The 22937-nt window shown below is 29.2% G+C and carries 24 protein-coding genes; 17 read left to right on the forward strand and 7 right to left on the reverse strand.

The window, feature by feature from the left end:
• Nucleotides 1-4 precede the first annotated feature (4 nt).
• From TVTCOM_RS08170 to TVTCOM_RS08195, 6 genes are all read left to right on the forward strand, one after another.
• Nucleotides 5-670 carry a corrinoid protein gene (locus tag TVTCOM_RS08170; protein WP_434799338.1) on the forward strand — a complete coding sequence of 222 codons (666 nt, stop codon included), beginning with the start codon at nt 5-7 and terminating at the stop codon, nt 668-670.
• An 18-nt stretch (nt 671-688) separates the two neighbouring features.
• Complete coding sequence (locus TVTCOM_RS08175; protein ID WP_434799339.1) at nt 689-1720, forward strand: methylcobamide:CoM methyltransferase MtbA; 1032 nt, start codon at nt 689-691, stop codon at nt 1718-1720.
• Entirely contained in the window at nt 1713-3509 is a 1797-nt protein-coding gene (locus TVTCOM_RS08180) for an ASKHA domain-containing protein (RefSeq protein WP_434799340.1), read from the forward strand. The genes TVTCOM_RS08175 and TVTCOM_RS08180 overlap by 8 nt, the downstream gene beginning before the upstream one ends.
• 30 nt (nt 3510-3539) lie before the next feature.
• On the forward strand, nt 3540-4607 hold the full coding sequence (locus TVTCOM_RS08185; RefSeq protein ID WP_434799341.1) for a uroporphyrinogen decarboxylase family protein: 1068 nt from the start codon (nt 3540-3542) through the stop codon (nt 4605-4607).
• A gap of 199 nt (nt 4608-4806) precedes the next feature.
• Entirely contained in the window at nt 4807-5448 is a 642-nt protein-coding gene (locus tag TVTCOM_RS08190) for a CPBP family intramembrane glutamic endopeptidase (protein WP_434799342.1), read from the forward strand.
• Between the two features lie 35 nt (nt 5449-5483).
• A complete protein-coding gene (locus TVTCOM_RS08195; protein WP_434799343.1) occupies nt 5484-5678 on the forward strand; it encodes a DUF169 domain-containing protein in 195 nt (64 codons plus the stop codon).
• A 103-nt stretch (nt 5679-5781) separates the two neighbouring features.
• Here the strand turns inward: TVTCOM_RS08195 and TVTCOM_RS08200 are convergent, their stop codons facing one another.
• The 4 genes from TVTCOM_RS08200 to TVTCOM_RS08215 all read right to left on the reverse strand — a co-directional run bounded on the left by TVTCOM_RS08200 (nt 5782) and on the right by TVTCOM_RS08215 (nt 9584).
• Nucleotides 5782-6348 (reverse strand): flavodoxin family protein, encoded by a 567-nt coding sequence (locus TVTCOM_RS08200; protein WP_434799344.1) that lies wholly within the window; start codon nt 6346-6348, stop codon nt 5782-5784.
• Nucleotides 6349-6363: 15 nt separating this feature from the next.
• Nucleotides 6364-6798 (reverse strand): MarR family winged helix-turn-helix transcriptional regulator, encoded by a 435-nt coding sequence (locus tag TVTCOM_RS08205; RefSeq protein WP_434799345.1) that lies wholly within the window; start codon nt 6796-6798, stop codon nt 6364-6366.
• Between the two features lie 268 nt (nt 6799-7066).
• A complete protein-coding gene (locus tag TVTCOM_RS08210; RefSeq protein ID WP_434799346.1) occupies nt 7067-8680 on the reverse strand; it encodes an ABC transporter permease in 1614 nt (537 codons plus the stop codon).
• Nucleotides 8681-8702: 22 nt separating this feature from the next.
• Nucleotides 8703-9584, reverse strand: coding sequence for an ABC transporter ATP-binding protein (locus TVTCOM_RS08215; protein ID WP_434799347.1), 882 nt, complete (start codon nt 9582-9584; stop codon nt 8703-8705).
• Between the two features lie 331 nt (nt 9585-9915).
• On the opposite strand from TVTCOM_RS08215, the gene TVTCOM_RS08220 reads away from it, so the two are divergent.
• The gene (locus TVTCOM_RS08220; RefSeq protein WP_434799348.1) at nt 9916-10512 is read left to right on the forward strand and encodes a TetR/AcrR family transcriptional regulator; all 597 of its coding nucleotides are present in this window, start codon (nt 9916-9918) and stop codon (nt 10510-10512) included.
• A gap of 228 nt (nt 10513-10740) precedes the next feature.
• The gene (locus TVTCOM_RS08225) at nt 10741-12084 is read left to right on the forward strand and encodes a Na+/H+ antiporter NhaC family protein (protein ID WP_434799349.1); all 1344 of its coding nucleotides are present in this window, start codon (nt 10741-10743) and stop codon (nt 12082-12084) included.
• A 62-nt stretch (nt 12085-12146) separates the two neighbouring features.
• Here the strand turns inward: TVTCOM_RS08225 and TVTCOM_RS08230 are convergent, their stop codons facing one another.
• Nucleotides 12147-12689, reverse strand: a complete 543-nt coding sequence (locus TVTCOM_RS08230) for a hypothetical protein (protein ID WP_434799350.1) — start codon at nt 12687-12689, stop codon at nt 12147-12149.
• Between the two features lie 665 nt (nt 12690-13354).
• Between TVTCOM_RS08230 and TVTCOM_RS08235 the strand changes: the two genes are divergently transcribed.
• Complete coding sequence (locus TVTCOM_RS08235; protein ID WP_434799351.1) at nt 13355-14287, forward strand: M14 family zinc carboxypeptidase; 933 nt, start codon at nt 13355-13357, stop codon at nt 14285-14287.
• A 121-nt stretch (nt 14288-14408) separates the two neighbouring features.
• On the forward strand, nt 14409-14978 hold the full coding sequence (locus tag TVTCOM_RS08240; protein ID WP_434799352.1) for an HD domain-containing protein: 570 nt from the start codon (nt 14409-14411) through the stop codon (nt 14976-14978).
• A 171-nt stretch (nt 14979-15149) separates the two neighbouring features.
• Here the strand turns inward: TVTCOM_RS08240 and TVTCOM_RS08245 are convergent, their stop codons facing one another.
• Nucleotides 15150-15797, reverse strand: a complete 648-nt coding sequence (locus TVTCOM_RS08245) for a lactate utilization protein (RefSeq protein ID WP_434799353.1) — start codon at nt 15795-15797, stop codon at nt 15150-15152.
• A gap of 143 nt (nt 15798-15940) precedes the next feature.
• On the opposite strand from TVTCOM_RS08245, the gene TVTCOM_RS08250 reads away from it, so the two are divergent.
• The 4 genes from TVTCOM_RS08250 to TVTCOM_RS08265 all read left to right on the forward strand — a co-directional run bounded on the left by TVTCOM_RS08250 (nt 15941) and on the right by TVTCOM_RS08265 (nt 18707).
• A complete protein-coding gene (locus TVTCOM_RS08250) occupies nt 15941-16300 on the forward strand; it encodes a winged helix-turn-helix transcriptional regulator (protein WP_434799354.1) in 360 nt (119 codons plus the stop codon).
• Between the two features lie 173 nt (nt 16301-16473).
• Nucleotides 16474-17352: a DUF4085 family protein gene (locus TVTCOM_RS08255; RefSeq protein WP_434799355.1), complete on the forward strand. Its 879-nt coding sequence runs from the start codon at nt 16474-16476 to the stop codon at nt 17350-17352.
• A gap of 461 nt (nt 17353-17813) precedes the next feature.
• Entirely contained in the window at nt 17814-18203 is a 390-nt protein-coding gene (gene mscL, locus TVTCOM_RS08260) for a large conductance mechanosensitive channel protein MscL (RefSeq protein ID WP_434799356.1), read from the forward strand.
• A gap of 138 nt (nt 18204-18341) precedes the next feature.
• Nucleotides 18342-18707, forward strand: a complete 366-nt coding sequence (locus TVTCOM_RS08265; protein ID WP_434799357.1) for a phage holin family protein — start codon at nt 18342-18344, stop codon at nt 18705-18707.
• A gap of 153 nt (nt 18708-18860) precedes the next feature.
• Here the strand turns inward: TVTCOM_RS08265 and TVTCOM_RS08270 are convergent, their stop codons facing one another.
• Complete coding sequence (locus TVTCOM_RS08270) at nt 18861-19553, reverse strand: YjjG family noncanonical pyrimidine nucleotidase (protein ID WP_434799358.1); 693 nt, start codon at nt 19551-19553, stop codon at nt 18861-18863.
• A 94-nt stretch (nt 19554-19647) separates the two neighbouring features.
• Between TVTCOM_RS08270 and TVTCOM_RS08275 the strand changes: the two genes are divergently transcribed.
• The 3 genes from TVTCOM_RS08275 to TVTCOM_RS08285 all read left to right on the forward strand — a co-directional run bounded on the left by TVTCOM_RS08275 (nt 19648) and on the right by TVTCOM_RS08285 (nt 22890).
• Nucleotides 19648-20337, forward strand: a complete 690-nt coding sequence (locus tag TVTCOM_RS08275; RefSeq protein WP_434799359.1) for a Crp/Fnr family transcriptional regulator — start codon at nt 19648-19650, stop codon at nt 20335-20337.
• Between the two features lie 398 nt (nt 20338-20735).
• Nucleotides 20736-21413 (forward strand): sigma factor, encoded by a 678-nt coding sequence (locus TVTCOM_RS08280; RefSeq protein WP_434799360.1) that lies wholly within the window; start codon nt 20736-20738, stop codon nt 21411-21413.
• A gap of 52 nt (nt 21414-21465) precedes the next feature.
• Nucleotides 21466-22890: an anti-sigma-I factor RsgI family protein gene (locus tag TVTCOM_RS08285; RefSeq protein WP_434799361.1), complete on the forward strand. Its 1425-nt coding sequence runs from the start codon at nt 21466-21468 to the stop codon at nt 22888-22890.
• The last annotated feature ends 47 nt before the right edge of the window (nt 22891-22937 follow it).

A 22937-nucleotide genomic window follows, 5' to 3' on the forward strand; every position in this document is an offset into this window, starting at 1 on the left:
TATTATGTCATCAAAAAAAGAACTTTTAGAAAGATTAGCAAAGTGTGTAGTTGAAATGGAAGATGAAGAGGTTGTAGACGCAGCAAATGAGTATTTACAAGAAGGACATTTGGCTTTTGATGGAATAATGGATGGATTAGTTGAGGGAATGAATGAAGCCAGCAAATTATATGATGAAGAAGAGTATTTTGTAACAGATGTTTTATTATGCTCAGATGCCATGTATGCAGGACTTGATGTTTTAAGACCTCATTTACCAAAGGAAGAAGATTCTCAAAAGATAAAAGGTGTTATAGGAGTTGTGGAAGGCGATACCCATGATATAGGGAAAAACCTAGTTAGAATAATGTTTGAAACAGCAGGATTTGAAATGCATGATTTGGGAAGAGATGTACCTTTAAAAGATTTTGTTGAAAAAGTCAAAGAAACAAAGGCATCTCTACTTTGTATGTCCACATTAATGACTACAACTATGGGCGGAATGGAAACAGTTATAAATCTTTTAAAAGAAGAAGGAATCAGAGATAATGTAACAGTTATGATAGGTGGAAGTCCTATTTCTCAAAAGTATGCCAATGATATAGGAGCAGATGGATATTCAAGCAATGCTGTAGAAGCAGTAAGAGTAGCTAAAGAACTTTTAAATCATAAAAATTTAGTGCAAATATAATAAGACGAGGTTGGTATAATGATAACTTCAAAGGAACGATTAAAAAAAGTATTTAACAAAGAAGTAGTTGATAGACCACCATGTATATGTCCTGGTGGTATGATGAATATGATTACAACGCAGTTGATGGATAAATCAAATATATTTTGGCCAAATGCTCATTTAAATGGAGAAAAAATGGCTAGCCTGGCAATAGCAAATTACGAAAATGGGTGCTTTGAAAATTATGGAGTACCTTTTTGTATGACCATAGAAGCAGAAGCTTTGGGAGCAAAAGTAACTTTAGGCACTAAGGAATATGAACCTCATGTGACTGAGTATGCCATTGAATCTGTAAGTGAATATAAAAAATTAAAGCCTATGAATCTTAATGAAGGCAGAGAAAAAGTTGTATTAGATGCTATAAAAATATTAAAAGAAAAAAATGAAAATGTACCTATAGTAGGAAATATTACAGGACCAATAAGTACGGCAAGTTCTCTTATGGAACCTGTTGATTTTTATAAAGAATTAAGAAAGAAAAATAAAGAAGCACATGAATTTATGAACTTTGTAACAGAGGAAATAATTAAATTTGCAAGGGCACAAATAGATGCAGGAGCAGATGTTATAGCCATATCAGATCCAAGTGGAAGTGGGGAAATTTTAGGTCCAAAGGATTTTGAACAATTTGTGGTTAAATATATAAATCAAATAATAGATGGGCTACAAGAAGAAAAAATAGGAACTATTGTTCATATTTGTGGTCAAATGAGAAGTGTTTATAAACAAGTTAATATGATTAAGAGTGATGCTCTTAGTTTTGATTCTGTAGTTTCTATGAAAAGTGCTAGAGAAAATTTACCAGATAGAATCTTAATGGGAAATGTAAGTACTTATGCTCTAGAATTTGGAACACCAGAAAAAATATCTTCTTTAACAAACAAATGTATAAAAGATGGCTCAAATATTATATCTCCTGCCTGTGGATTGGGAACTAAATCTCCGCTTGAAAATATACAAGCCATACTTGCTACATTAAAAAAAGAGGAGACAGAAGTAAATGCCTAAGATTTTTATAAATAATAAAGAACAAACTGTAGAATTTGAAGAAAATAATACCTTAATGGATATTTTACTAAAAGAAAATATATTTGTAGATAACCCTTGTAATGGAAAGGGAGTTTGCGGAAAGTGTAAAATAAAACTTGTCTCTGGAGATTTAGGAGATTTATCAGAAACAGAAAAAAAATTCCTAAAGGAAGAAGAGATAAAAGAAAATATACGCCTTTCTTGTTTAGTAAAACCAAAAGAAGATATAAGTATAGAATTACTACAAAAAGAAAGAAAACACAAAGTATTAAGTAGTGGATATATGCCAAAGTTTCAATTTAATCCATCTATACACAAAAAACTTATAAAACTTGAAAAAGCTACATTGGAAAATCAAATACCTTTAGAAAATGAAATATTGAGACAGGTAAATGTGGAAAAATTAGATTGGAAATTATTAAAAAATATAAGTAGTGAAGATGAAATACTTACAGCAGTTTTTAATAATGAAGAATTAATTTATTTGGAAAAAAATGATACTAGAGATAGAATTTATGGAGTTGCCATAGATATAGGAACTACAACAGTAGTAACCTCTTTAATAGATATAAATACAGGGGAAGAATTATGTGTAGAATCCATGATTAATGCCCAAAAAACCTATGGTCTAGATGTTCTTACAAGAATTACTTATGAACTGGAAAATAGAAAAGATGGAATTGAAAATTTACAAAAATCCATAGTAAATTCTATTAATGAAATGATAAGTAAAATGTGTGAAAAAACAAAAATTGATATAGAAAATATTTACGAAATTTCTGTGGCAGCCAATTGTACCATGATGCATATGTTACTTGGAATAGATGCAAAACCTATAGGTAAGTCACCTTTTGCACCCATATTTGTTGAAGCAAAAGATATTTTAGCAAGAGATATAGGATTAATTGGTTGTAGGGAGGCTAGACTTTATTGTTTACCATCAGTATCTGCATATATAGGAGCAGATATAGTGGCAGGAGCCTATGTGTGTGAATTGGAAAAATCAAAGGATAATATACTTTTTATAGATATAGGAACAAATGGAGAAATAGTTTTATCAAACAAAGGAAAATTACTATGTTGTTCTTGTGCAGCAGGGCCAGCTTTGGAAGGAATGAATATAAGCTGTGGAATGAGAGCAGCAGGTGGTGCCATAGAAGATGTGATTATTAATGAGAAAGAAAATGAAATAAAAATAATTGGAAATGAAAAGCCTGTAGGTATCTGTGGAAGTGGAATTTTAGCTGTAGTAAAAGAATTGCTTAAAACAGGTATAGTAAAAGATAACGGAGCTTTTATAAAATTAGATAATCTAGATGAAGAAGATTATAGATTAAATAAATTACAACTTAATGATAAAAAAAGAGAATTTATTTTAGTTGATGGGCATGAAAAACTTTTAATAACACAAGGTGACATTAGACAAGTTCAACTAGCTAAGGGAGCCATATTATCAGGATTTTATGCTTTACTGAAAAAAGCAAATATAGATATGGTTGACTTGGAAAGCGTTATGATTGCAGGGCAATTTGGTGCCCATGTAAGTGCAGATAGTTTAGTTGGAACAGGAATTTTACCAAAAGAAGTGAAAGAAAAAATAGTTTATGTGGGTAATTCATCTAAGACAGGAGCATATATGGCTTTAATGTCTAAAGATGCAAAAGGTGACATGGAATTACTTGCAAAAAACATGGATTATATGGAGCTTGGAGCATCTGAAGGATACGAAAGATTATTTTCTAAATGTTTGAAGTTTCCAACCAATTGAGAATATAGGGGATTTTAGGAGGAATATATAATGCATAAAGATGATCAAATGACACCGAGGGAAAGATCAGCAGCTTTTTTCTCAGGAAAAGAAATAGATAGAATACCAACAATGCCTTTTGTTACATCAATATCAGGTAAGGTAGTAGGAATGACATTTAGAGAAAAAACTAGTTGTGCAAAAAATCACGCCAATGCACAAATTGCATGTTACAAAAGATTTGGAAATGATGGTATTTCTATAGAATATGGGTTACATGGAGTGGGAACAGCAATAGGAAGTAAAACAAATAATCCAGAAGATAGTGTACCAGCTATAATAGATCACTTTTTAAAAAATCTTAATGATTTAAGTGGTTTAGATTTATCAAAAGTTGAAAGAAAGAATGATCCATGGCTTCAACTAAATTATGATGCCTATAATATAGCACTAGATGAATGTGGAGATGAAGTGGAACCATCATTTAGTATGGTTGGTCCAATAACAGCAGCAGGAAGTCTTTATCCAGTGGAAAAATTATTAAGATCAATTAGAAAAGAACCAGAAAAAGTTCATGAATTAATGAGATTTAGTACAGATGCTTTAAAGTTAGTAATGGAAGACTTTTTAAAAGCAGGATCAGATATATCATTATGTGATCCAATTGCTTCAGGTACACTAATAGACAAGAGAACTTATAGAGAATTTGTACTTCCATACACAAAAGAATTAATAGATTATGTTCATAAATATGGAAGAACTGTTGCATATCATGTTTGTGGAGACACTTCTCACATGACACTAGACTTAGTGGAAACTGGATGTGATATGTTAAGTATAGATAATAAAGTTAGTTTATTAGAAACAAAAAAATTAGTAGGGCATCTACTACCTATTGTAGGAAATGTGGACCCAGTGGAAGCAATTATGCTTGGTACTAAGGAAGATGTATATGAAGCTGTAAAAAATTGTATCAAAGATGGGTATGATAGCCCTAAAAAATACTTACTAAGTACAGGTTGTGGTATACCTATTAATTCACCAATTGAAAATATAGATGCCATGATGAGTGCTGCCAGAAAGTATGGTAAATGGCCAATAAATCCTAATAATTTTTAATAAAATTTAACCTAAAATTAAACTTAACCCCGGGGTCAACCTCGGGGTTAGGTTTGTTTATACAAAAATCCAAAATTAAAAAAAGAAAGAACCAATTTTTGTATAATTATATAAAAGGATATAATATAATTAGATATAAACTATTACACATTGGTACCATTATGTGTAGTAAAAATTGTTTATATAACAGGGGGAAGCTATGGGAGATATAAAAAGGTTGCCTATAATTGTAATGTTTTTAATGGGAATTCTATCTTTTACAAATTTATTTGGCTTAAATATCTCATCAGCGTGTATTTTCATAGGAGTTGGATTTTTCTTTATCAATAAGGTTCTTGAAAAACAGTTAATGAAAGATAGTGGACTTGATATAAAGTCAATTGGAACTAATTTAAAAGATAGAAAGATATGGATCTGGCTTATACTACCTATAATTGTGGATGCAGTTTGTATTCTAATTTCTAAATCATTTTTACCTGAATATATTGAATTTGAGACTGCAAGAGCAGGGGCCTTTGTACCAATTGAAATAAGTATATCATCAGTTATTTTATTTTTCGTCTTTGCCTTGGGAGAGGAAATTGCATGGAGGGCATTCTTTCAAAATCAATTAAGCAAAGCCTTACCTATTATACCCGTTTTATTCATTTCATCTTTATTATTTACTTTAGGTCATTTTAAAGGGGGAAATCCTACTGTAGTAGTATATGGCCTATTCTTTACTTTTATAAATAGTATTTTATACGGGGTCATCTTCCATAAAACAAAAAATGCATGGGTTAGTGCAATAGCACATTTTACAGCCAATATGTTTGAGGTTATAGTATTCACATTAATTTAATAGAGATTAGAGTTATTTAAAATGGGCTTATCTCAATGATAAGCTATTTTTTTTGTGTAGTTCCATTATTTATAGCTACAGCAAAAGGAAAAACAGCAGTATTTGAGCGTAAAACTGTAACATGTCTTGGGGGGAAAGCAGTATTTGGATTTGGCCAATTTCCTAATTATCCAGATGGCATAGAGTATTTTTTAACAGTTAGCTGTTTGTGGATAAGGAGGAAAGTGTAGGGGGAAAGTTTCTTGGAGAAACATTTGTGGCATAGAGTAATGGTGAAAATGGAAAGCTAACTAATAGTCATAAGAACAGAAAAAATACTAATTACAGAATCTGCTATGAGTGCAACAGACTAAGACCTAGTTTATATGCACGATCTAAGATTTTTTTATTTGACTTAGTTGAGTTTTTTTCAAAAGCTTTTGTAGCAATTAATGTTTTATAGTGCTCAAGGCCCATTCCTTTTAGATGTTTTGCAGTATATTTAAAGTATTTTTTAAATAAAAATGAAAAAGGAGCAGCTTGAGTATAAACCATTATAAGCTTTTTTTTATGGGACCTAGGTATATGTTTGCCTTTATCAATTGTAGTTAAAGGGTATAATCTATCTAGCATAAGCTTTGTTTGAGCTGATACTTGGCATATATATACTGGTGATCCTATTATTACATAATCAGCATCTTTTATTTCATCATAAATTATTTGCATATCATCTTTAACTGCACAACCATGTATATTTCTACAATATAGACATCCTTGGCATCCTTTTATATTCATATCATTTAGATAGAATTTTTTTATAGTTGAGTTAGAAGATTCAGCTCCATCTAAAATTTTTTGAATTATTGTATCTACATTTCCATTTTTTCTTGGACTACCTACAAATGCTACTATTTTACTCATATAAATTTCCCCCCATTATTTTACTTCTTCTAGATTTTTATAGATTCGATTTAAATAATTTTCAAATTCTATTATTTCTTTATCTGTGAAGTTTTTATAATATATATTTTCCATTTTATGAACTGTGTTTTCATAAATTTTAACTTCTTCAATTGCTTTATCTGTTATAGATACTAAAGTTATTCTTTTATCTAATTCACTAATTTGTTTTGAAATATATCCACTTAAATGAAGTCTATCTAACATACTAGTTAAGGTAGATTTACTAAGAGATAATTCTGTACATAAATCATTAATAGACATTTTATTTTTTTTACTTAATACAAATAAAATTTTACCCTGGGCATGATTTATATTTGGTGATGTAGTAGTTTTCATTAATTTTGTAAATATTCTACCTGATAAGTAATTGATTTTATTTATTAATAATCCACCTATTTTATTTTCCATAAATTACACTCCTATAATAAAATAGTACTATATAGTACTATTTTATTATATATATCTTTAACAGAAAAAACAATAGAATAAATTTTTTTATGCTTATTTTAAATATATTAGACAAACTTTCATGATTAAATTAAAAAAGTTTATATAAATATTAAAAAATAAACGTATTCCAGTTGAGATTATCAAATAAAAGGTCATTTGAAATACACTCCAATTGTATTTTTCTAAAGAAAACCCAAGAGTATATTCAAATGACCTTATTGTCCTGTTAAGCGCCTTCAATCATATCACGTTTGCTATATCCAATATAGCCAAATATCATCAAGACCATACTAATCACTGTTATAGTAATAAATATTTGTCCATCAAACTTATCTATTGGCATGCGTGGAATCCAACTTTGAACAGCTGTTTTTGAAAACCATTGTGGCAAGTCTAAAATTCCGCCAAAGTAATTTAAAGCAAAAGAATAGGCAAGATATATATAAATAGTTTTACCTAGTTTTGGTGTCCAACCTAAAGCCAAAGCTGCAAGTCCGATAAAGAACAACACAGAAGGCAAGAAGTTATAACCTGCTACAATAAAATCTCCCATATTCATAGATGAGCTATTATCCATTACATAAATTGCTGCACCACCCAGACCAACTGAAGCTAGCAAAATTCCCACTACTCCAGTAATAATTGCCAAAATAACACTGGTCCAGTAAAGCTTAGCCCTAGACACTTTTGTTGAATAAAGCTGACTTAAATGTAGCCTTACTTCTTCTGAGAAAAGTTTATTAACAATGGCAATTGGTAAAATAGAAACCAATGCAATCATGACCATCATAATAGTTCCAGTAAATGATTCTTCGATTGAAACACCTGATATGGCAAACATTTGACTTATCATTTCATTACTTTCAATAAATGTCTGCATATCTCCATAAATGGAACCATAGGCTGCTCCCATAATTACAAAAGCAACTAACCAGCTAATTATTACGCCTTTGTTAAGCTTAATAAATAAACCAGGTATCCACAACAATGATTTTTTTGCTGTTGCTCTCCCTTCTCTTTCAGGTAAGTAACCAGCACCCATATCACGACCGCCTTCAAGTGCAAAGGCAATAATCACTAGGATGATACTGAAGATTATAGCAAAAACTAGGGGTAACCAATTATTTTCAGTAAATGGATAAGTCAAATAAATCCAACCCATAGGATTGATCATGGAGAAATCAATATTTGATATATCTGTACCAGCACGAACAATATATAGTAAACCTATAATACTCAAAGATGAACCAGTTGCACCAGATGAAGATGGCATAATTTGCGCCATAACTAATGCAATTACAGCTCCCAAAATACCAGCCATTCCAACAGATGCACCAAATAATAATGATCCTTTGGCAGAAATAGTATCTGCACCAAAGCTATTCATAAGGCCACTAATAAAAAGGGCTAATAAAATATTGATGAGTACTATTTCAGTAATCACAGCAAGGGAATTAGCTTGACGGCCTACTTGAAAGGAGCGTACTAGTTCAGTAAGGCCATAATCTTCTTCCTTACGAGTATGATTCACCACATGCAAAGCAGACATTATCATGGCAAATAAACCACAGAATAACAACATTTCATGAGCATACATTGCCCCCAAAGTATAATCAACTGCTGTGTCTACTGGTGTGGGACCCACCATTGAAATCATAGCAGGGTTTTTCATGGTTTCATACATTCCTAGTAAACCTTGCCCCTTACTAATTTCTTCAAAGGCTGGAACAAAACCAGCTGAAAACAAACCTAAACCTAAAATCCAGATGATTATTTTTTTCCAATCACGTTTCAAATATTGTACAAATAGAGCACCCCAACGTGCAAATTTTTCTTTCATAATATTACCTCCGTTTCAACCCTTAGACTTCATAATGACGCATGAATAGGTCTTCAAGCGTTGGTGGCACAGATTCAAACTTTTTAACACCTAATTTTGCCGCTTGAGATAAAATATCATTAATATATTTATTATCCACAGAGAATGTGGCTTGATTGCCTACTTGCTTGAAATCATGGACACCCTTAACAGATTTCATATGACCCACATCACCTTCTGTTACCACAGTAACTGTAGAACGAGTTAAGTGACGCAACTCATCCAATGTTCCAGTTTCAACAACTTTTCCTTGACGAATAATAACTACCTTATCTGCTAAACGTTCAACTTCACTCAAAATATGAGAAGATAGTAAAATTGCTTTACCTTTGTTTTTGATTTTTTCAACTTCATCTTGGAAAACGGCTTCCATCAAAGGATCAAGACCGGAAGTAGGTTCATCAAAAATATACAAATCAGAGTCAACTGACAATGCGGCAATTAAACCAACTTTTTGGCGATTTCCTTTTGAATAGCTCTTTGCCTTTTTCTTAGGATCCAATTCAAAACGTTTAATCAAATAGTCACGCTTTTCTTTGTCTCCACCACCATGTAATTTAATAAATAAATCAATAATTTCTCCACCTGTTAAACTTCCCCAAAGAGCCACATCTCCTGGAACATAAGAAATTCGCTTATGAATTTCAAGACTATCCTTCCAAACATCCTTGCCAAAAATTTTTACATCACCAGCATCACCCTTGATAATTCCAAGCAAAGTACGAATGGTTGTTGACTTACCCGCACCATTTGGTCCAATAAAACCCACAACTTCTCCAGCATTTACAGTGAATGTAACATCATGCAATGCCTTAAATTTACCGAATTTTTTTTGTAAGCCTTGAACTTTTATAATTTCCTCCATAACATTAAAGCTCCTTTCAAAAAATAATTTAAAATAGTTTTATAACGTGCTTTCCAGTTTAAAACAAAGTTTAAAAATTTGCCATAATAATATGAACTATAAATGCATTAAAAGTTCATATTATTACTTTTTTAACTTGATTTTAAACTAAAGTTCATTTATAGGTTCATTATAGAACTTTTTTTTAGTATAGTCAATTAAAAAACAATATTTGGAACTATTGCTTATTTGATAATTCACAACTATTATTATATAATTATAAAAAAGAGAAATATGAACTAATTTTCTATAAATATTTTATAGTTATGATATATAGAAGGGAGAATTGCCAATGAATGGTTATGAAAAACGAACACAGGAAAAGAAAAATCAAGTTTTAGAAGCAACTTTTCATTTGATGAATACAGATGCTGGCATAGAAAATTTAACTATGGATGATATATCCAAAAATTCCAATGTTGGCAAAACATCAATTTTTAAGTATTTTGAAAGTAAAGAAAATCTTATCTATGAGGTTTTTAAGGGTTTTTTGAATGAAATGGGAGAAACAGCTCGAAAAATCATGGATGAAAATAAACCTTTTGAAGAAACCATTATTGCCATAAGTCAGAATAAAATCAATTATCTGGAAAAAGTTAATAAGCAGTTTTATTTGGATTTAATGGATTTTTTCACCAAGAAGGATGATGAAGGATTATCTTTGATAATGCAGGAATATACCAAGGAAAGCTACAGTCTCATGTTGGATTTATTCCATCGTGGGCGCAAAGAAGGTAAGGTTGATTTGAAATACTCAGACGAATTTCTTATGATCTATTTCCAAGCACTTGTTGAAGGTATCTCCAGCCCACACATCTACCAAAAAATTCTTCCTTACACAGCTCAGTGGACAGAGCTTTTGATTAAAGGTATTGCACCAAGTAAATAAATTTAAAGCAAAACAAGGCTATCTCGCCAAAATGGTGAGGTAGCCTATATTTTTGCAAAAAACAACAATAAATTGAAAAATAAAAATATTACTATAAAAAAATTTGATACACATAGGGGCATTATTGAAAATTGTCGTTTTTTATTGTTGACGAATTATTTGTGTGATATATTTATCAAGTAAAAAACAAAGGAAATAATTTCAAAAAATATTTTAGGAGAGAGTAAAATGGAAAACAGTAAGAAATCAAAAGGAAGTTTTTTAGGATTAGTGCCATTATGCGTATTTTTAATTTTGTACTTTGCCGTTGGTATAGGAACAGGAAGTTTTGATAATATGCCTTTAATGATAGGTATATCAATTGCAATTGGTGTAGCTTTAGTCTTAAATAAAAAAGGTGAAGAAAAGCTTACATTTGAAGAAAAGGTTACCATGCTTTGTAAGGGAGCAGGAGATGACACATTAATACTTATGGTAGTAATATTTTTATTAGCAGGAGCATTTTATGGAATAGTTGGTGCAATGCATGCTAGTGATTCTATTACAAACTTTTGTTTAAGTATATTACCATCTAATATGGTATTACCTGGTTTATTCCTTATAGGATGTATATTAAGTTTCTCTATGGGAACTTCAATGGGAACAGTATCAGCTTTAATGCCAATTGCCATATCTCTTGCTAATGCAACAGGATTTAACATGGCTTTAGTATGTGGAGTTGTTGTAGGAGGAGCTATGTTTGGTGATAACTTATCATTCATATCAGATACTACAATAGCAGCTACTCGTACTCAAGATATACCAATGAGAGATAAATTTAAGGCAAATATGTTAATGGTTTTACCAGCAGTTATTATTACTTTAATTTTATTAGCCTTACAAACAACAAATGGTTCATTTGCTGGAGTAAGTGGAGAATACAGTTTTGTAAATATGATTCCTTATGTAATAGTTATTGCACTATCACTATTAGGAGCAAATGTTATAACAGTTATGAGTGTAGGTGTGCTTGCAGGTGTAATAATAGGGGTTATGCATGGAGACTTTACTTTAATAGGATCTTTAGCTATTATTCATGAAGGTATGACTTGGATGGAAGATATGTCTTTAATAGCTATATTAGTTGGTGGTTTAGTTGTATTAATGAACTATCTTGGTGGTATAGATTGGTTACTTTATAATTTAACTAAAAAGACTAAAACTGCTCGTGGAGCAGAGTTATCAATAGCAGCATTAGTAAGTTTAATTGATATATCAACAACAAATAATACTATATCAATTATAACAGCAGGACCTATAGCTAGAGATATAGCTGATGAATTTAATATTCCAAGAGCTAGAACAGCAAGTATTCTTGACTTATTCTCATCTGCTTTCCAAGGGTTACTACCATATGGAAGTCAATTACTAACAGCAGGTGCTTTGGCAGGTATATCACCAGCTTCAATTTTACCTTACAGTTGGTATTCTATGTTAATGGTAGTATTTGGAGTGGTGTTTATACTACTAGGTTGGCCTAAAATGTCACCAAAGAAAGATTCTGAGGTAGAAATTAATAAACTTGGAGCATAAAAATTATAGTATTTAGGGAAGAGCAAGTTAAGTTTTCACTTAACTTGCTCTTTGTTACTACCTTAATCAATTTTTAAATAAATTATAATTTCACCAGTAGATTTATATTTAAAAATTTCATCAATATTTGTGCTTTGTATGTTTTTTACCTCATTGCCTACAATGTATCCTATAATAGGTAACTCATTGTTAGCTACTATTTTTTTTTCTATATCTAATCCAAATAATGCTATTCCACTGGCATCCTTAAAAAAGTCTAAGGTTGCATTTGTGTTGGAATCCCCTATAGATACCTTAATATTTTCGTCTTCTTCATATATACTTAAATTGACTTTATCTACATTTCTATCAAAAGTTAAAGTTGCATTATATAAAGGTTCTTCTTTTATATAATTACCTTTTTTAAACTCTTTTGAATATAAGCTGATATTATATTTTCCTTTTGGTATATTTTTTATTTGATAATCCATACCCATTCCGCTTATGTAACTTTCAGATGTATAATTTCTAGTTATAATCATTTTATCTTGTGTAGTATTATACTTGCAGGAGACTGAAAAAATGGATATTATAAATACACATCCTAATAGTAATAATTTTTTCATAAATTAATCCTCCTTAGATTTAGAGTATTGTCAAAAATACTTAGCGTATCAGCCGATCATTATTGATATTATCTTCTATTTACAATCTTTATTAATTAGATAGTAAACTACAATAAATATATATGTCTATTATTTAATTATCATTTTTAAAAAAAGAATAATGTATATTATAAATACATTATTTTAATATAGCACTTATCTTTTCTTTTATAGTAGACATAAGAAGTCAGTTATACCAGTAACAGCTTCCAATACTAGAATAAGAGATTTTAAAACTAGAAACCTATCATACACTTAGGAAAAAATTGGTATAATATATTATGAACTAGAAACTCTATGCTATTTGATTTTCATATGTATTACATATAAAAAAGGAGGGATAATTATGGGTATTGAAACTTTTCCTTGGATTTACTTTGTAGTTGTAATAGTTCTTATAATTGGATATATTGGCGTAAGATATTATAAAAATAATAAAAAGTAATAAACTACTATTTTACTACATACCAAAGAGAGATATATTTTCCCTCTTTAATTAGGTTAAATTTCAATAACACTTAGTTTAATGATTTCAATTTCCAAATCCTCTATCTATACAGTAATTTATTTAAATATTATAGAATACATATTATATATGCACAAAAATGTAATAATGGAGTGATAAAATGATGAATAGATGTATTAAAAGTTATATAAACTTATACCAATCTAGACACTTTTCCAAAGGCATCAACGAAGCTATTTATAATCTATGCAAGCATAATGAAAAATTATTAAGTCTAAATAAAATAGGGGAATCAGTACAAGGAACACCTATACTATCCATAGCTATAGGTGAAGGAAGTACAAAAATATTAATTCAAGGAACACACCATGCTAGAGAAGCTATTACAACAATATTGCTACTAGATCAAATCAACTATCTTTTAAAATTATATAAAATGGACAAAAGTATAAATAATATGAGTATTAATAAACTTTTAAAATATGTAACATTTGTTTTTGTGCCATTAGTTAATCCAGATGGTGCAGATTTAGTAATAAACGGAGGTAAATATGTATCTTCAGAGTATAAATATAAACCCTATCTAAAAGAAGAATTGTTTCCACGTTGGAAAGCTAATATAAATGGAGTAGATTTAAATAGAAATTATCCAACCAAGTACCCAGCTGATGATAGTGTAGCCCATCCACAATATGCTTTTTATAAAGGTCCATATTATTTCTCAGAACCAGAAACCTGTGCCTTAAAATGCTTGACAGAAAAATACTTATTTGACGGTACAATTTCTTATCATTCTTCAGGAGAAATAATTTACTATCAGTATAATCAATTAAATATAGAAAGGGATTTTGCTATAGCTAGTAAAATATCTAAGGAGACAGGATATGTCTTAGAAGAAACAAAACAACCTGTCACAGGTAGTGGATATAAGGATTGGTTTATTGAAAATTATGAAAAACCAGGACTAACTCTAGAAGTATCGACCTATGTAGGGGAACAGAAAGTTCCTGTAGAAAATTATAGAGATATATTTGAAAGAAATAAAAATGTACCTATACTATTTGCTCAAGAAGTTTTTTATAGAGTAATATAAATATTGAAGTTTCATATTTTTTCAATATTTGATTTATTTTACTTTTAGACAAATGGCATAGTCTTATTTATATATATTTGTTATAATATTTCATAAATAAAAATTCTAGGGGGAACTTCGTATGAATACAGCAACATTTCTAGAAATATTAACAGTTGCAGAAAAATTAAAATGCAATACTAGGCACTCATGGACATCGAGCGGACGCCATGAAAGTGTAGCAGAACATAGCTGGCGTATTGCATTAATGGCATTATTAATGCGTGATGAATTTCCAGAGATTGATATGAACAAGGTAATTCATATGTGTTTGATCCATGATTTAGGGGAAGCCTTTACTGGTGATATTCCTACTTTTGAGAAAAAAGAAGAAGATAGTGAAAAAGAGGATGAGATATTTTTCCAATGGATTGAAACTTTCCCTACTCCTTATCGTGAGGAATTCACAGAGCTTTTAAAGGAAATGAATGAACGTAAGACTGATGAAGCAAAGCTTTACAAAGCATTGGATAATTTAGAAGCAGTCATCCAGCATAACGAGGCGGATATTAGTACTTGGATTCCGTTAGAATATGACTTACAGTTTACTTATGGTGCGGATAAGGTGGAATTCTCTCCTTATTTAAAAGAGCTGAAGAAAGAAATAAACCAAAGAACCACAGAAAAAATAGCTCAAAAGAATGAAGTTTAGTTATTTAGAATAAATAACAGTGACTATATCACAAGTAAGGATGCTAATTTTGATTAATAGTGTAATTTAAAACGTATCACAATTAAGTGATACGTTTTAAATTGCAAGGATAGAATAATATAATATAGATAAGTTAGCAATTTTAATACATTACGAAGCGATTTAAGGTAATTACATTCCTAAATTTTCACCTACTAAAATTACTTTAATCTTATTTGCTGGACGAGAGATTCTAGTTGCTACCATATAGGCACATATACTATCTGGGCTCTTGCAATCTGAGCAAGCACCATTTATATAACATGGTGTTTTACATCCATCAAATCTTTGAGTATTTGCTGGTGCAGCAATTGTTCTTGCTCTAGTGTAAGCATCTTCAGCACTTTTTACAACTTTGTTCATACCAGCTATAACTATAACGCTTTTAGGTCCAAAACACATGGCTGCAACTCTATTTCCGTTTCCATCTATATTAAATAATTGACCATCTTCACTAATTGCATTACTACTCATAAGGAAAGTATCACAAAGTAAAGCTTTACGCATTAAATCCATTCTTTCCTCTGGTGTTTTAGCTAAGTCCCTATCTATTACCTCATATCCTTTGTCTTTTAAAGTTTCTTGGATATTTAATTCAGATAAAGTTTGAGATCCACCCCAAGATACAACATCTTCTTTTGGTATTAATTCTAAAAGCTTTTCAAGTGCTTCTTGAGATGTAGTGCAGTAATATGCATCAAAATGTCTTTCTTTTAATGATTTAACAACATTTGGACCTAATTTATCATATTTTTTTTGCATTGGTAGTTCCCTATTCATAAAAATTCCCCCTATTTAATGTTTTTTATTTAAATACAACAACTATATTATAATAGTTAATTGACAATCTTATAATTAATATCTATTATAAAAGAATAATTAGTTTATGCAAGTACGTACATTTTTGATATATACTATCATAAATGATAGTTTGGGGGGATATGATGAAAGAAAGAAAATTCCATTGCACAATTGATGCAGCAACATGCTTTATAGGTGGTAAGTATAAACCGATTATTTTATGGTATTTAATTGATGGAGCGAAACGATTTAGTGAATTACAGAAACTTATTCCTTACGCAACTCCTCGAATGTTAACTATACAGCTACGAGAGTTAGAAGCAGATGGCTTAATTCATAGGGAAGTATATCCTGTGGTGCCACCAAAAACTGAATATTCTTTTACAGAATTGGGTTCTACTTTAATTCCCATTATTCAGTCTATACGTCAATGGGGTATTTATTATTTTGAAGCTACTGGAAAGAAGAATCCTTGTGAGTAGTAAAATAGGATATATTTATCCATAAATGCTAAAATATTATCAAAACATTCTTTTATATAGAGGTATAATAAAAATTATAATTTGAACATGTGCAAGACTATAATCTGGTAAAAATGAGTTTGGACAAATATTAATTTGTAATAATTAAAAATTTTAAAGAAGGGGAAGCTATTATGAAATTTTTTACAAAAGAATATCAAAGGGATATGGGGAGAACTGACATACACTTGTTAATGAGAGCTACAAAAAAAGCAGAAAAATTTGATGAAACATACTACCTAGATTTATATAAAAAAGAATTGAAGAACTTTTTACAAGAGCAAAAAGAAATATGTGAAATGATGGAAGAAGATGAATTTGACGAAACAGATTGGGACGAAATATCTGTTATGGATGAAAAAGGTAATATGGTAAGTGTAAGTGAATTTATGTCACAAGAAGAAGTAGAACACCTTAGAAATAGCATATTAGAAGAGGAAAGAGAAGCATCAGAAAACTTTGAAATGGAAGAATATGATGAATTAAAATTGACAGAGCAATTTGCCGAAAATCATAGATATGAAATAGAATTTTTAAAAAACAATTTACCAAAGGATATACTAAAAGATGTGGCAGATATAAGAGTCTTGGCTCTTAACAAGGCATCAAAAGATATTAAAAAGAGAATAGAAAAATATTGCAAAGAAAATGAAAAAACAACAGAAAAAGTAATGGAGGATTACTTCAATTATTTTAAAATGATAGAAGAACAAATTCCACAGAAAATCTTGGATAATTATGATTTTCATGATTGCAAAATTTTAAGTGTGAAAAAGGTTGGAGATGATATTGTCTTTGATCTTGATAATAGTGGTGGTTTCACAGATATAAACAAGATAATTTACAGAAATGGCCAGATTATAGAAAATAACTTGGAGGAAAATTCATACTGGATTTATGATGAAATATATATGGTGGATGAGTTATATGAATTTCACATAGGAATAAGTAGTAACAACGAGTATGATTATGATTACATAACATTAAGAGCAAGTGATGTGGATTTTAAGTAAATTATTGCTAAAACTAAAATTTTTAAAAAATAAAAGATAATTTATTTACCATACTAAATAAATAATATAAATATAATGATAATGTGAAATAAAAATAGTTTTGACATCAAATAGATAAATATAAATAAATTTGATTGAAGGAGATTTAAAATGATATTAGTTTTATTATTAATAATAATTTTTCTCATAGGATTGATATATGGAATAAAACATAATGATAAAAAGCTCATTAAGAGATCTATAACAGGATTTGTGATTATTGTAATTCTTATATTAATCTATTTATATTTGTATTCACAAAACCCTTATTGATTATGACTTTTACAAAACAATGAATCTAATTGCTAAATTTAAAACAGATTTAATGTACAAGTGTAAAATATATAAATAATATTACAGAGTTTGCATACAATAAATCTCAGTATATACTACTAAAGTACTTTAAGTAGGAGGTTTATATTTTGAATAATTTTTTTAATGAGTTCAAAAACTTTGCTATGAGGGGTAAAGTTATTGATTTAGCTGTAGGTGTTGTAATTGGAAACACTTTTTCTAAGTTTATTGCATCTGTAGTATCTGATGTAGTTATGCCTGTTGTTAGTATATTTCTTAACTTTACAGATTACAAAGACTATAGAATATCTATTGGCATCAATGGTGCTTCCATTGCTATAGGTAGCTTTATTGATAATTTAATTAATTTATTATTAGTAGTTATTATATTGTTTTTATTTGTAAAAATGATAAATAGGCTTAGAGAAGGTCAAGCAATTAGTTTAAGAGGTGAACCTTCAAAGCCTGATGATATAGCACTTTTAGAAGAAATTCGTGATTTATTAAAAGATAATTGAATTATTAATTATAAATTTTAATAATATTATAAGGATATTATCTAATAGAGTGGTTAACTTATAATTATAAGGTTAAAATAATAACCTATAAATTTTATGAGAAATTCAAAACATTATTTTGTTAAAGGAGTGTTTTATATGCAAACTGCTAACAATAAAAGAGTAAATGATTTTAGTCTAACAAGATGGATAGGAAGATTTATATTAGTTGCAGTTATTCTAATGATAACTTCATATGTAACACCAGGTTTTAGCATTAGAGGAATGTGGTCATTTTTAATAGCTGCTGTTGTAATATCTGTATCAGACTATTTTGTAGAATTATTTATGGGAGTTGATGCATCTCCTTTTGGAAAAGGAATAAAAGGATTTATAATCGCAGCAATAATAATATACGTAGCACAATTTTTTGTTCCTAATATGGGAGTATCTATTTTAGGAGCAGTATTGGCAGCTATCGTTATTGGAGTTTTAGATGCAATATTTCCTGCTAGAGCTATGTAATTTATAATAATTATAAATTGTAAATAACTTGAAATATTACAAATCAAATAAAGTATTACACCTAATTAAAGTATAATTTGTCAAAATAAATTAAGATTACTGAATATTAAAAGGTATAGAATTAGATTTAATTCTATACCTTTTTACCATTATTTATAAATTAAGCAACAAAGATTTAAGTTCATCAAAACTAGAAATCTCATAGGTAGGTTTTATTGAAGTTTCATTTATAATCTTTTTAGGATTATACCAACAGGTATCTATGCCAAAGTTTATCCCGCCTTGTATATCAGAACTTAAACTGTCTCCAACTATCAAAACTTTGCTCTTATCTAAGAAATTCATATTTTTTAAGGTATGTTCAAAAATCTTAGGATTTGGTTTCGATATTAATATTTCTTCAGATATTACTATAGTCTCAAAGAATTTTGCTATAACAGATTTTCTTATTCTTTTATCTTGAACTACGGTAAGGCCATTAGTTACTATAGCAAGTCTGTAAGATTTGCTTAGTGTTTCTACAAGCTCCATACTATCATCATATAAAAATGAACCATGGGCTAAATAATCCATATATAATTTTGCAAAGTTAGTTTCATCAAAACTTACTGCTAATCTATCTGATAATCTTTTAAATCTTTCTACCTTTAATTTTTCTTGTGTAATAAGTCCTTGCTCAAATTCTTTCCATAAAACTGTATTTATTTCTTGATAAATTTTTAAATGATAAGCTTCATCATATTTTATGTTGAACTTAATCATTGTGTTTTTTAATGCTTCTCTTTCAGATTTTTTAAAATCATATAATGTTTCATCTGCATCAAATAATATAACTTCATATTTCATAATATATCCTCCAGTCTCTCTTTACAAACTCCTATAAATAAAATAATATATTTATAAAAGTCAGAACATGACATTGGTCATGTTAGGAGGAATTATGAAAAGAGTTTTTGATAATAAGCTTTTAAATAATTATATTAAAAAGCACAATATAGAAAGTATATTTGATAATGAAATATTAGAATATGCACAACTACATTTTTATGAAGGTGAAGAGTACATATTAGAGTCAGGGGAAATTCTGGAGTATTATTATTTACTTGTTGATGGACAAATTAAAATTTATTACTCTTTTGAGAATGGAAAGTCAATGACTTTAAAGTTCTATAAAGATTTTAATACAATAGGAGATTTAGAACTTTTAAGAGACATGCCTATACTTTGCAATATTGATGCAGTGGAAGATACTTTTTTGATAGCAATACCTTCTACTATACTTAGAGAAAAGCATTATGATAATGTAAAGCTTTTACATCATTTGGTGGATTCTTTGAGTGAAAAGCTTTATGGGACTATTAATAATAGCTCATATAATTTTGTATATCCCCTTATAAATAGAGTGGCTAGTTATTTAGTTGAACATCTTACAGACAAAAATTATATAGTTTTGAATTCATCATATTTAGATATTGCTCAATTTTTAGGTACGACATATAGACATTTAAATAGGACTCTTAAAGAAATGGAATCAAAATCAATTATAAAATGTGGTGATAAAAAAATATATATACTAGATATAAACAAGCTTAGAGAATTATCTAAGAATATTTATGTAAAACCACTTTAGAATATAATTTAAAATAATTTAATATAGAATGATCTACCTTACAGGTGTAACAAAGAACCGTATCACAAATAAGAGATACGGTTTTTATTATTAAAAGTTATATTTATAAATAATCAAAAAAGGTACCTAAAATTTATTGGAATTTTGTATAATATATGGAAAGAAAAAGAATTGTGATATTAAACAGTAAATTATGTATAAAAAACATGTTTTTATGGACAATCAAGAAAAAATAAATGACAAGAGTGATTAATAATAAGAGAATATTTAATTGTTACTTATAACTAATGTTATTAATAATTTGATAAACCAAAGAACATTTGAAAAATTAGTAGTAATATTCACGGTAGATATTAATGCGAATATTAAAGTATTTATTAAGTAGGAGTATATTAGACATGAATAATGAATTGAGTTCCATTATTATTAATTTAGATTTTGGAAAAGACAAAGAAAAAGTAAATTTATTGATAGAAGATTATCAGCCCTTTATATTGAACACCATATCAAATTTAAAGAATGAATATATTCAAGTAGAAAATGACGAGGAGTTTTCTATTGGACTTATGGCATTTAATGAAGCAATGCAACGTTATGATTCAAAAAAAGGTAGCTTTCTTAGTTATGCAAAATTGGTTATCACTAGTAGAATTAAGACATTTTGGAAAAATGAACAGAGAAAGGAATATTATTCTATAGATGAACTAGAAATTAGCACACTAAATAGCATTAGTTCTTATGAAGAAACCAATTTGAGAGAGGAGATTTCTCTTTTTGAAGAGGAATTAAAGAAATTTGGCATTGATTTTGATGATTTAATAGATAATTCGCCTAAGCACATAGATACAAGAGAAAGAGCAGTGGATATTGCAATAAAAACCAGTGGTAAAGAAGACTTTGTAAGTCATCTTTATGAAAAAAAAAGATTACCTATTACAAAAATTTCTGAGAGATTTCTAGTGAGTGTAAAAATAATTAAGAGAAATAAACTATTTATTATAGCAACTATTATTGCCATAGTGAATAACTATTCTGGTATTCTTAGTTGGATAAAAGATTCAAAAAAAGGTACCTAAAACTGACTGACAATTTGTATAATATGTGAAAGGAAAAAAGAGGTGATTGATTATGTACTATAAAGGTATTGTCATGAAAATAAAAAATAATTATGCTATCGTATTGTCAGATGACAATGAGTATAGAAGAATAAGGTTGAAAAACAATCTTTCTGTTGGACAGAAGATTATGTTCACAAAGGATGATATTGTAAATAATAAACAAGAATGGAGAACGATGACTATGATTAAGAAAAAATCAATTGCTATTGCAGCAGCTTTATTACTAACTGTAACTGGAGGTTCATTTGGTATCAATAACTTTATGAATCAAAAATCACTTAAAAATGTTGCAGCATTAGTTACTGTAGATATTAACCCAAGTGTTAAATTATCTGTTGATGAAGAGGATAAGGTTATAAACGTAGAGGGATTAAATGAAGATGGTCAATCTCTGGATTTATCTGATATTATTGGAATTGATGTGGATGAAGCTATAGAGAAAATTGTTAGTGAAGCTAGAGAAGGTGGATTTATTAATAGTGAAGATTTAATTGATGATTATGTTCTTGTCACTATGATACCTGTAGAAGAAGATCAAAATGAAGAGGATCAAAATGAAGTAGTAAAAGAGATTGAAGATTTAATTCAAGAAAAGATAGTTGAAAGTGATGAACTGCAAAATGTTAACATTGCTATGATTGAAGCAACAATGGATCAATTAGAACAAGCGCAAGATGCGAGTATACCTGTAGGATTATTGGCTGCTAATGTAGGAGTTAGTGATGATGAACCAATGTCTGTAAAAGAATTCTTTGCAAGTAAAGAGCGAATTGCTGAATTTTTAAATACTGGTGAAATAGTAGAACAAGATTTAGAAAAGAAAATTGAATTAGTAGAAAAATATCTGAATGAATTAGAGGCAGATGGTGTAAATGTTGAAAATTTACAAGCTGCATTTGAGCTTTCAAAAGAAGACTTTTTTAAAGCAAAAGAACTTTTTGAATTAGCAAGAGAAGAATATAAGGAAGCACTTGCATCTGGTGATGAGGAGAGAATCGCAGCTGCAAAGCTAGCTATGGAAGAGGCTGAGAAATATAAAGATTCAATGGAACAAAACAAAGATGATGTTGAATGGATAAAAGAACAAATAAAGAATCAATTGGAATCTTTAGAAGATAAGGAAGATTCAAAAGAAGAGGAACAGAGTAAGGAAGAAGAACAAGTTAAGGAAGAATCAAAAAGTTTAAAAGCGCAACAGAAACAAGAAAAAGAGCAAAGTAAGGAAGAAGCAAAAAGCTTAAGGGAGCAACAGAAACAAGAAAAAGAGCAAAGTAAAGAAGAAGCAAAAACCTTAAGAGAGAAACAAAAACAAGAAGAGAAACAACGTAAGGAAGAAGCAAAACGTTTAAAAGAGCAACAAAAACAAGAAGAGAAACAGCGTAAGGAAGAAGCAAAAAGCTTAAAAAAGCAACAGAAACAAGAAAAAAAGCAATAAAGTAAGGGGACTGTAGATAGGTTTGTGTAAAACAAACTTAGAGAATT

Origin of the sequence: Terrisporobacter vanillatitrophus (assembly GCF_051148895.1) — a bacterium.
Taxonomy (GTDB): domain Bacteria; phylum Bacillota; class Clostridia; order Peptostreptococcales; family Peptostreptococcaceae; genus Terrisporobacter; species Terrisporobacter vanillatitrophus.

Coding starts and splice junctions, on each gene's coding strand:
- TVTCOM_RS08170 (WP_434799338.1), top strand. CDS start 5: ATGTCATCAAAAAAAGAACTTTTAGAAAGATTAGCAAAGTGTGTAGTT.
- TVTCOM_RS08175 (WP_434799339.1), top strand. CDS start 689: ATGATAACTTCAAAGGAACGATTAAAAAAAGTATTTAACAAAGAAGTA.
- TVTCOM_RS08180 (WP_434799340.1), top strand. CDS start 1,713: ATGCCTAAGATTTTTATAAATAATAAAGAACAAACTGTAGAATTTGAA.
- TVTCOM_RS08185 (WP_434799341.1), top strand. CDS start 3,540: ATGCATAAAGATGATCAAATGACACCGAGGGAAAGATCAGCAGCTTTT.
- TVTCOM_RS08190 (WP_434799342.1), top strand. CDS start 4,807: ATGGGAGATATAAAAAGGTTGCCTATAATTGTAATGTTTTTAATGGGA.
- TVTCOM_RS08195 (WP_434799343.1), top strand. CDS start 5,484: ATGATAAGCTATTTTTTTTGTGTAGTTCCATTATTTATAGCTACAGCA.
- TVTCOM_RS08200 (WP_434799344.1), bottom strand. CDS start 6,348: ATGAGTAAAATAGTAGCATTTGTAGGTAGTCCAAGAAAAAATGGAAAT.
- TVTCOM_RS08205 (WP_434799345.1), bottom strand. CDS start 6,798: ATGGAAAATAAAATAGGTGGATTATTAATAAATAAAATCAATTACTTA.
- TVTCOM_RS08210 (WP_434799346.1), bottom strand. CDS start 8,680: ATGAAAGAAAAATTTGCACGTTGGGGTGCTCTATTTGTACAATATTTG.
- TVTCOM_RS08215 (WP_434799347.1), bottom strand. CDS start 9,584: ATGGAGGAAATTATAAAAGTTCAAGGCTTACAAAAAAAATTCGGTAAA.
- TVTCOM_RS08220 (WP_434799348.1), top strand. CDS start 9,916: ATGAATGGTTATGAAAAACGAACACAGGAAAAGAAAAATCAAGTTTTA.
- TVTCOM_RS08225 (WP_434799349.1), top strand. CDS start 10,741: ATGGAAAACAGTAAGAAATCAAAAGGAAGTTTTTTAGGATTAGTGCCA.
- TVTCOM_RS08230 (WP_434799350.1), bottom strand. CDS start 12,689: ATGAAAAAATTATTACTATTAGGATGTGTATTTATAATATCCATTTTT.
- TVTCOM_RS08235 (WP_434799351.1), top strand. CDS start 13,355: ATGATGAATAGATGTATTAAAAGTTATATAAACTTATACCAATCTAGA.
- TVTCOM_RS08240 (WP_434799352.1), top strand. CDS start 14,409: ATGAATACAGCAACATTTCTAGAAATATTAACAGTTGCAGAAAAATTA.
- TVTCOM_RS08245 (WP_434799353.1), bottom strand. CDS start 15,797: ATGAATAGGGAACTACCAATGCAAAAAAAATATGATAAATTAGGTCCA.
- TVTCOM_RS08250 (WP_434799354.1), top strand. CDS start 15,941: ATGATAGTTTGGGGGGATATGATGAAAGAAAGAAAATTCCATTGCACA.
- TVTCOM_RS08255 (WP_434799355.1), top strand. CDS start 16,474: ATGAAATTTTTTACAAAAGAATATCAAAGGGATATGGGGAGAACTGAC.
- TVTCOM_RS08265 (WP_434799357.1), top strand. CDS start 18,342: ATGCAAACTGCTAACAATAAAAGAGTAAATGATTTTAGTCTAACAAGA.
- TVTCOM_RS08270 (WP_434799358.1), bottom strand. CDS start 19,553: ATGAAATATGAAGTTATATTATTTGATGCAGATGAAACATTATATGAT.
- TVTCOM_RS08275 (WP_434799359.1), top strand. CDS start 19,648: ATGAAAAGAGTTTTTGATAATAAGCTTTTAAATAATTATATTAAAAAG.
- TVTCOM_RS08280 (WP_434799360.1), top strand. CDS start 20,736: ATGAATAATGAATTGAGTTCCATTATTATTAATTTAGATTTTGGAAAA.
- TVTCOM_RS08285 (WP_434799361.1), top strand. CDS start 21,466: ATGTACTATAAAGGTATTGTCATGAAAATAAAAAATAATTATGCTATC.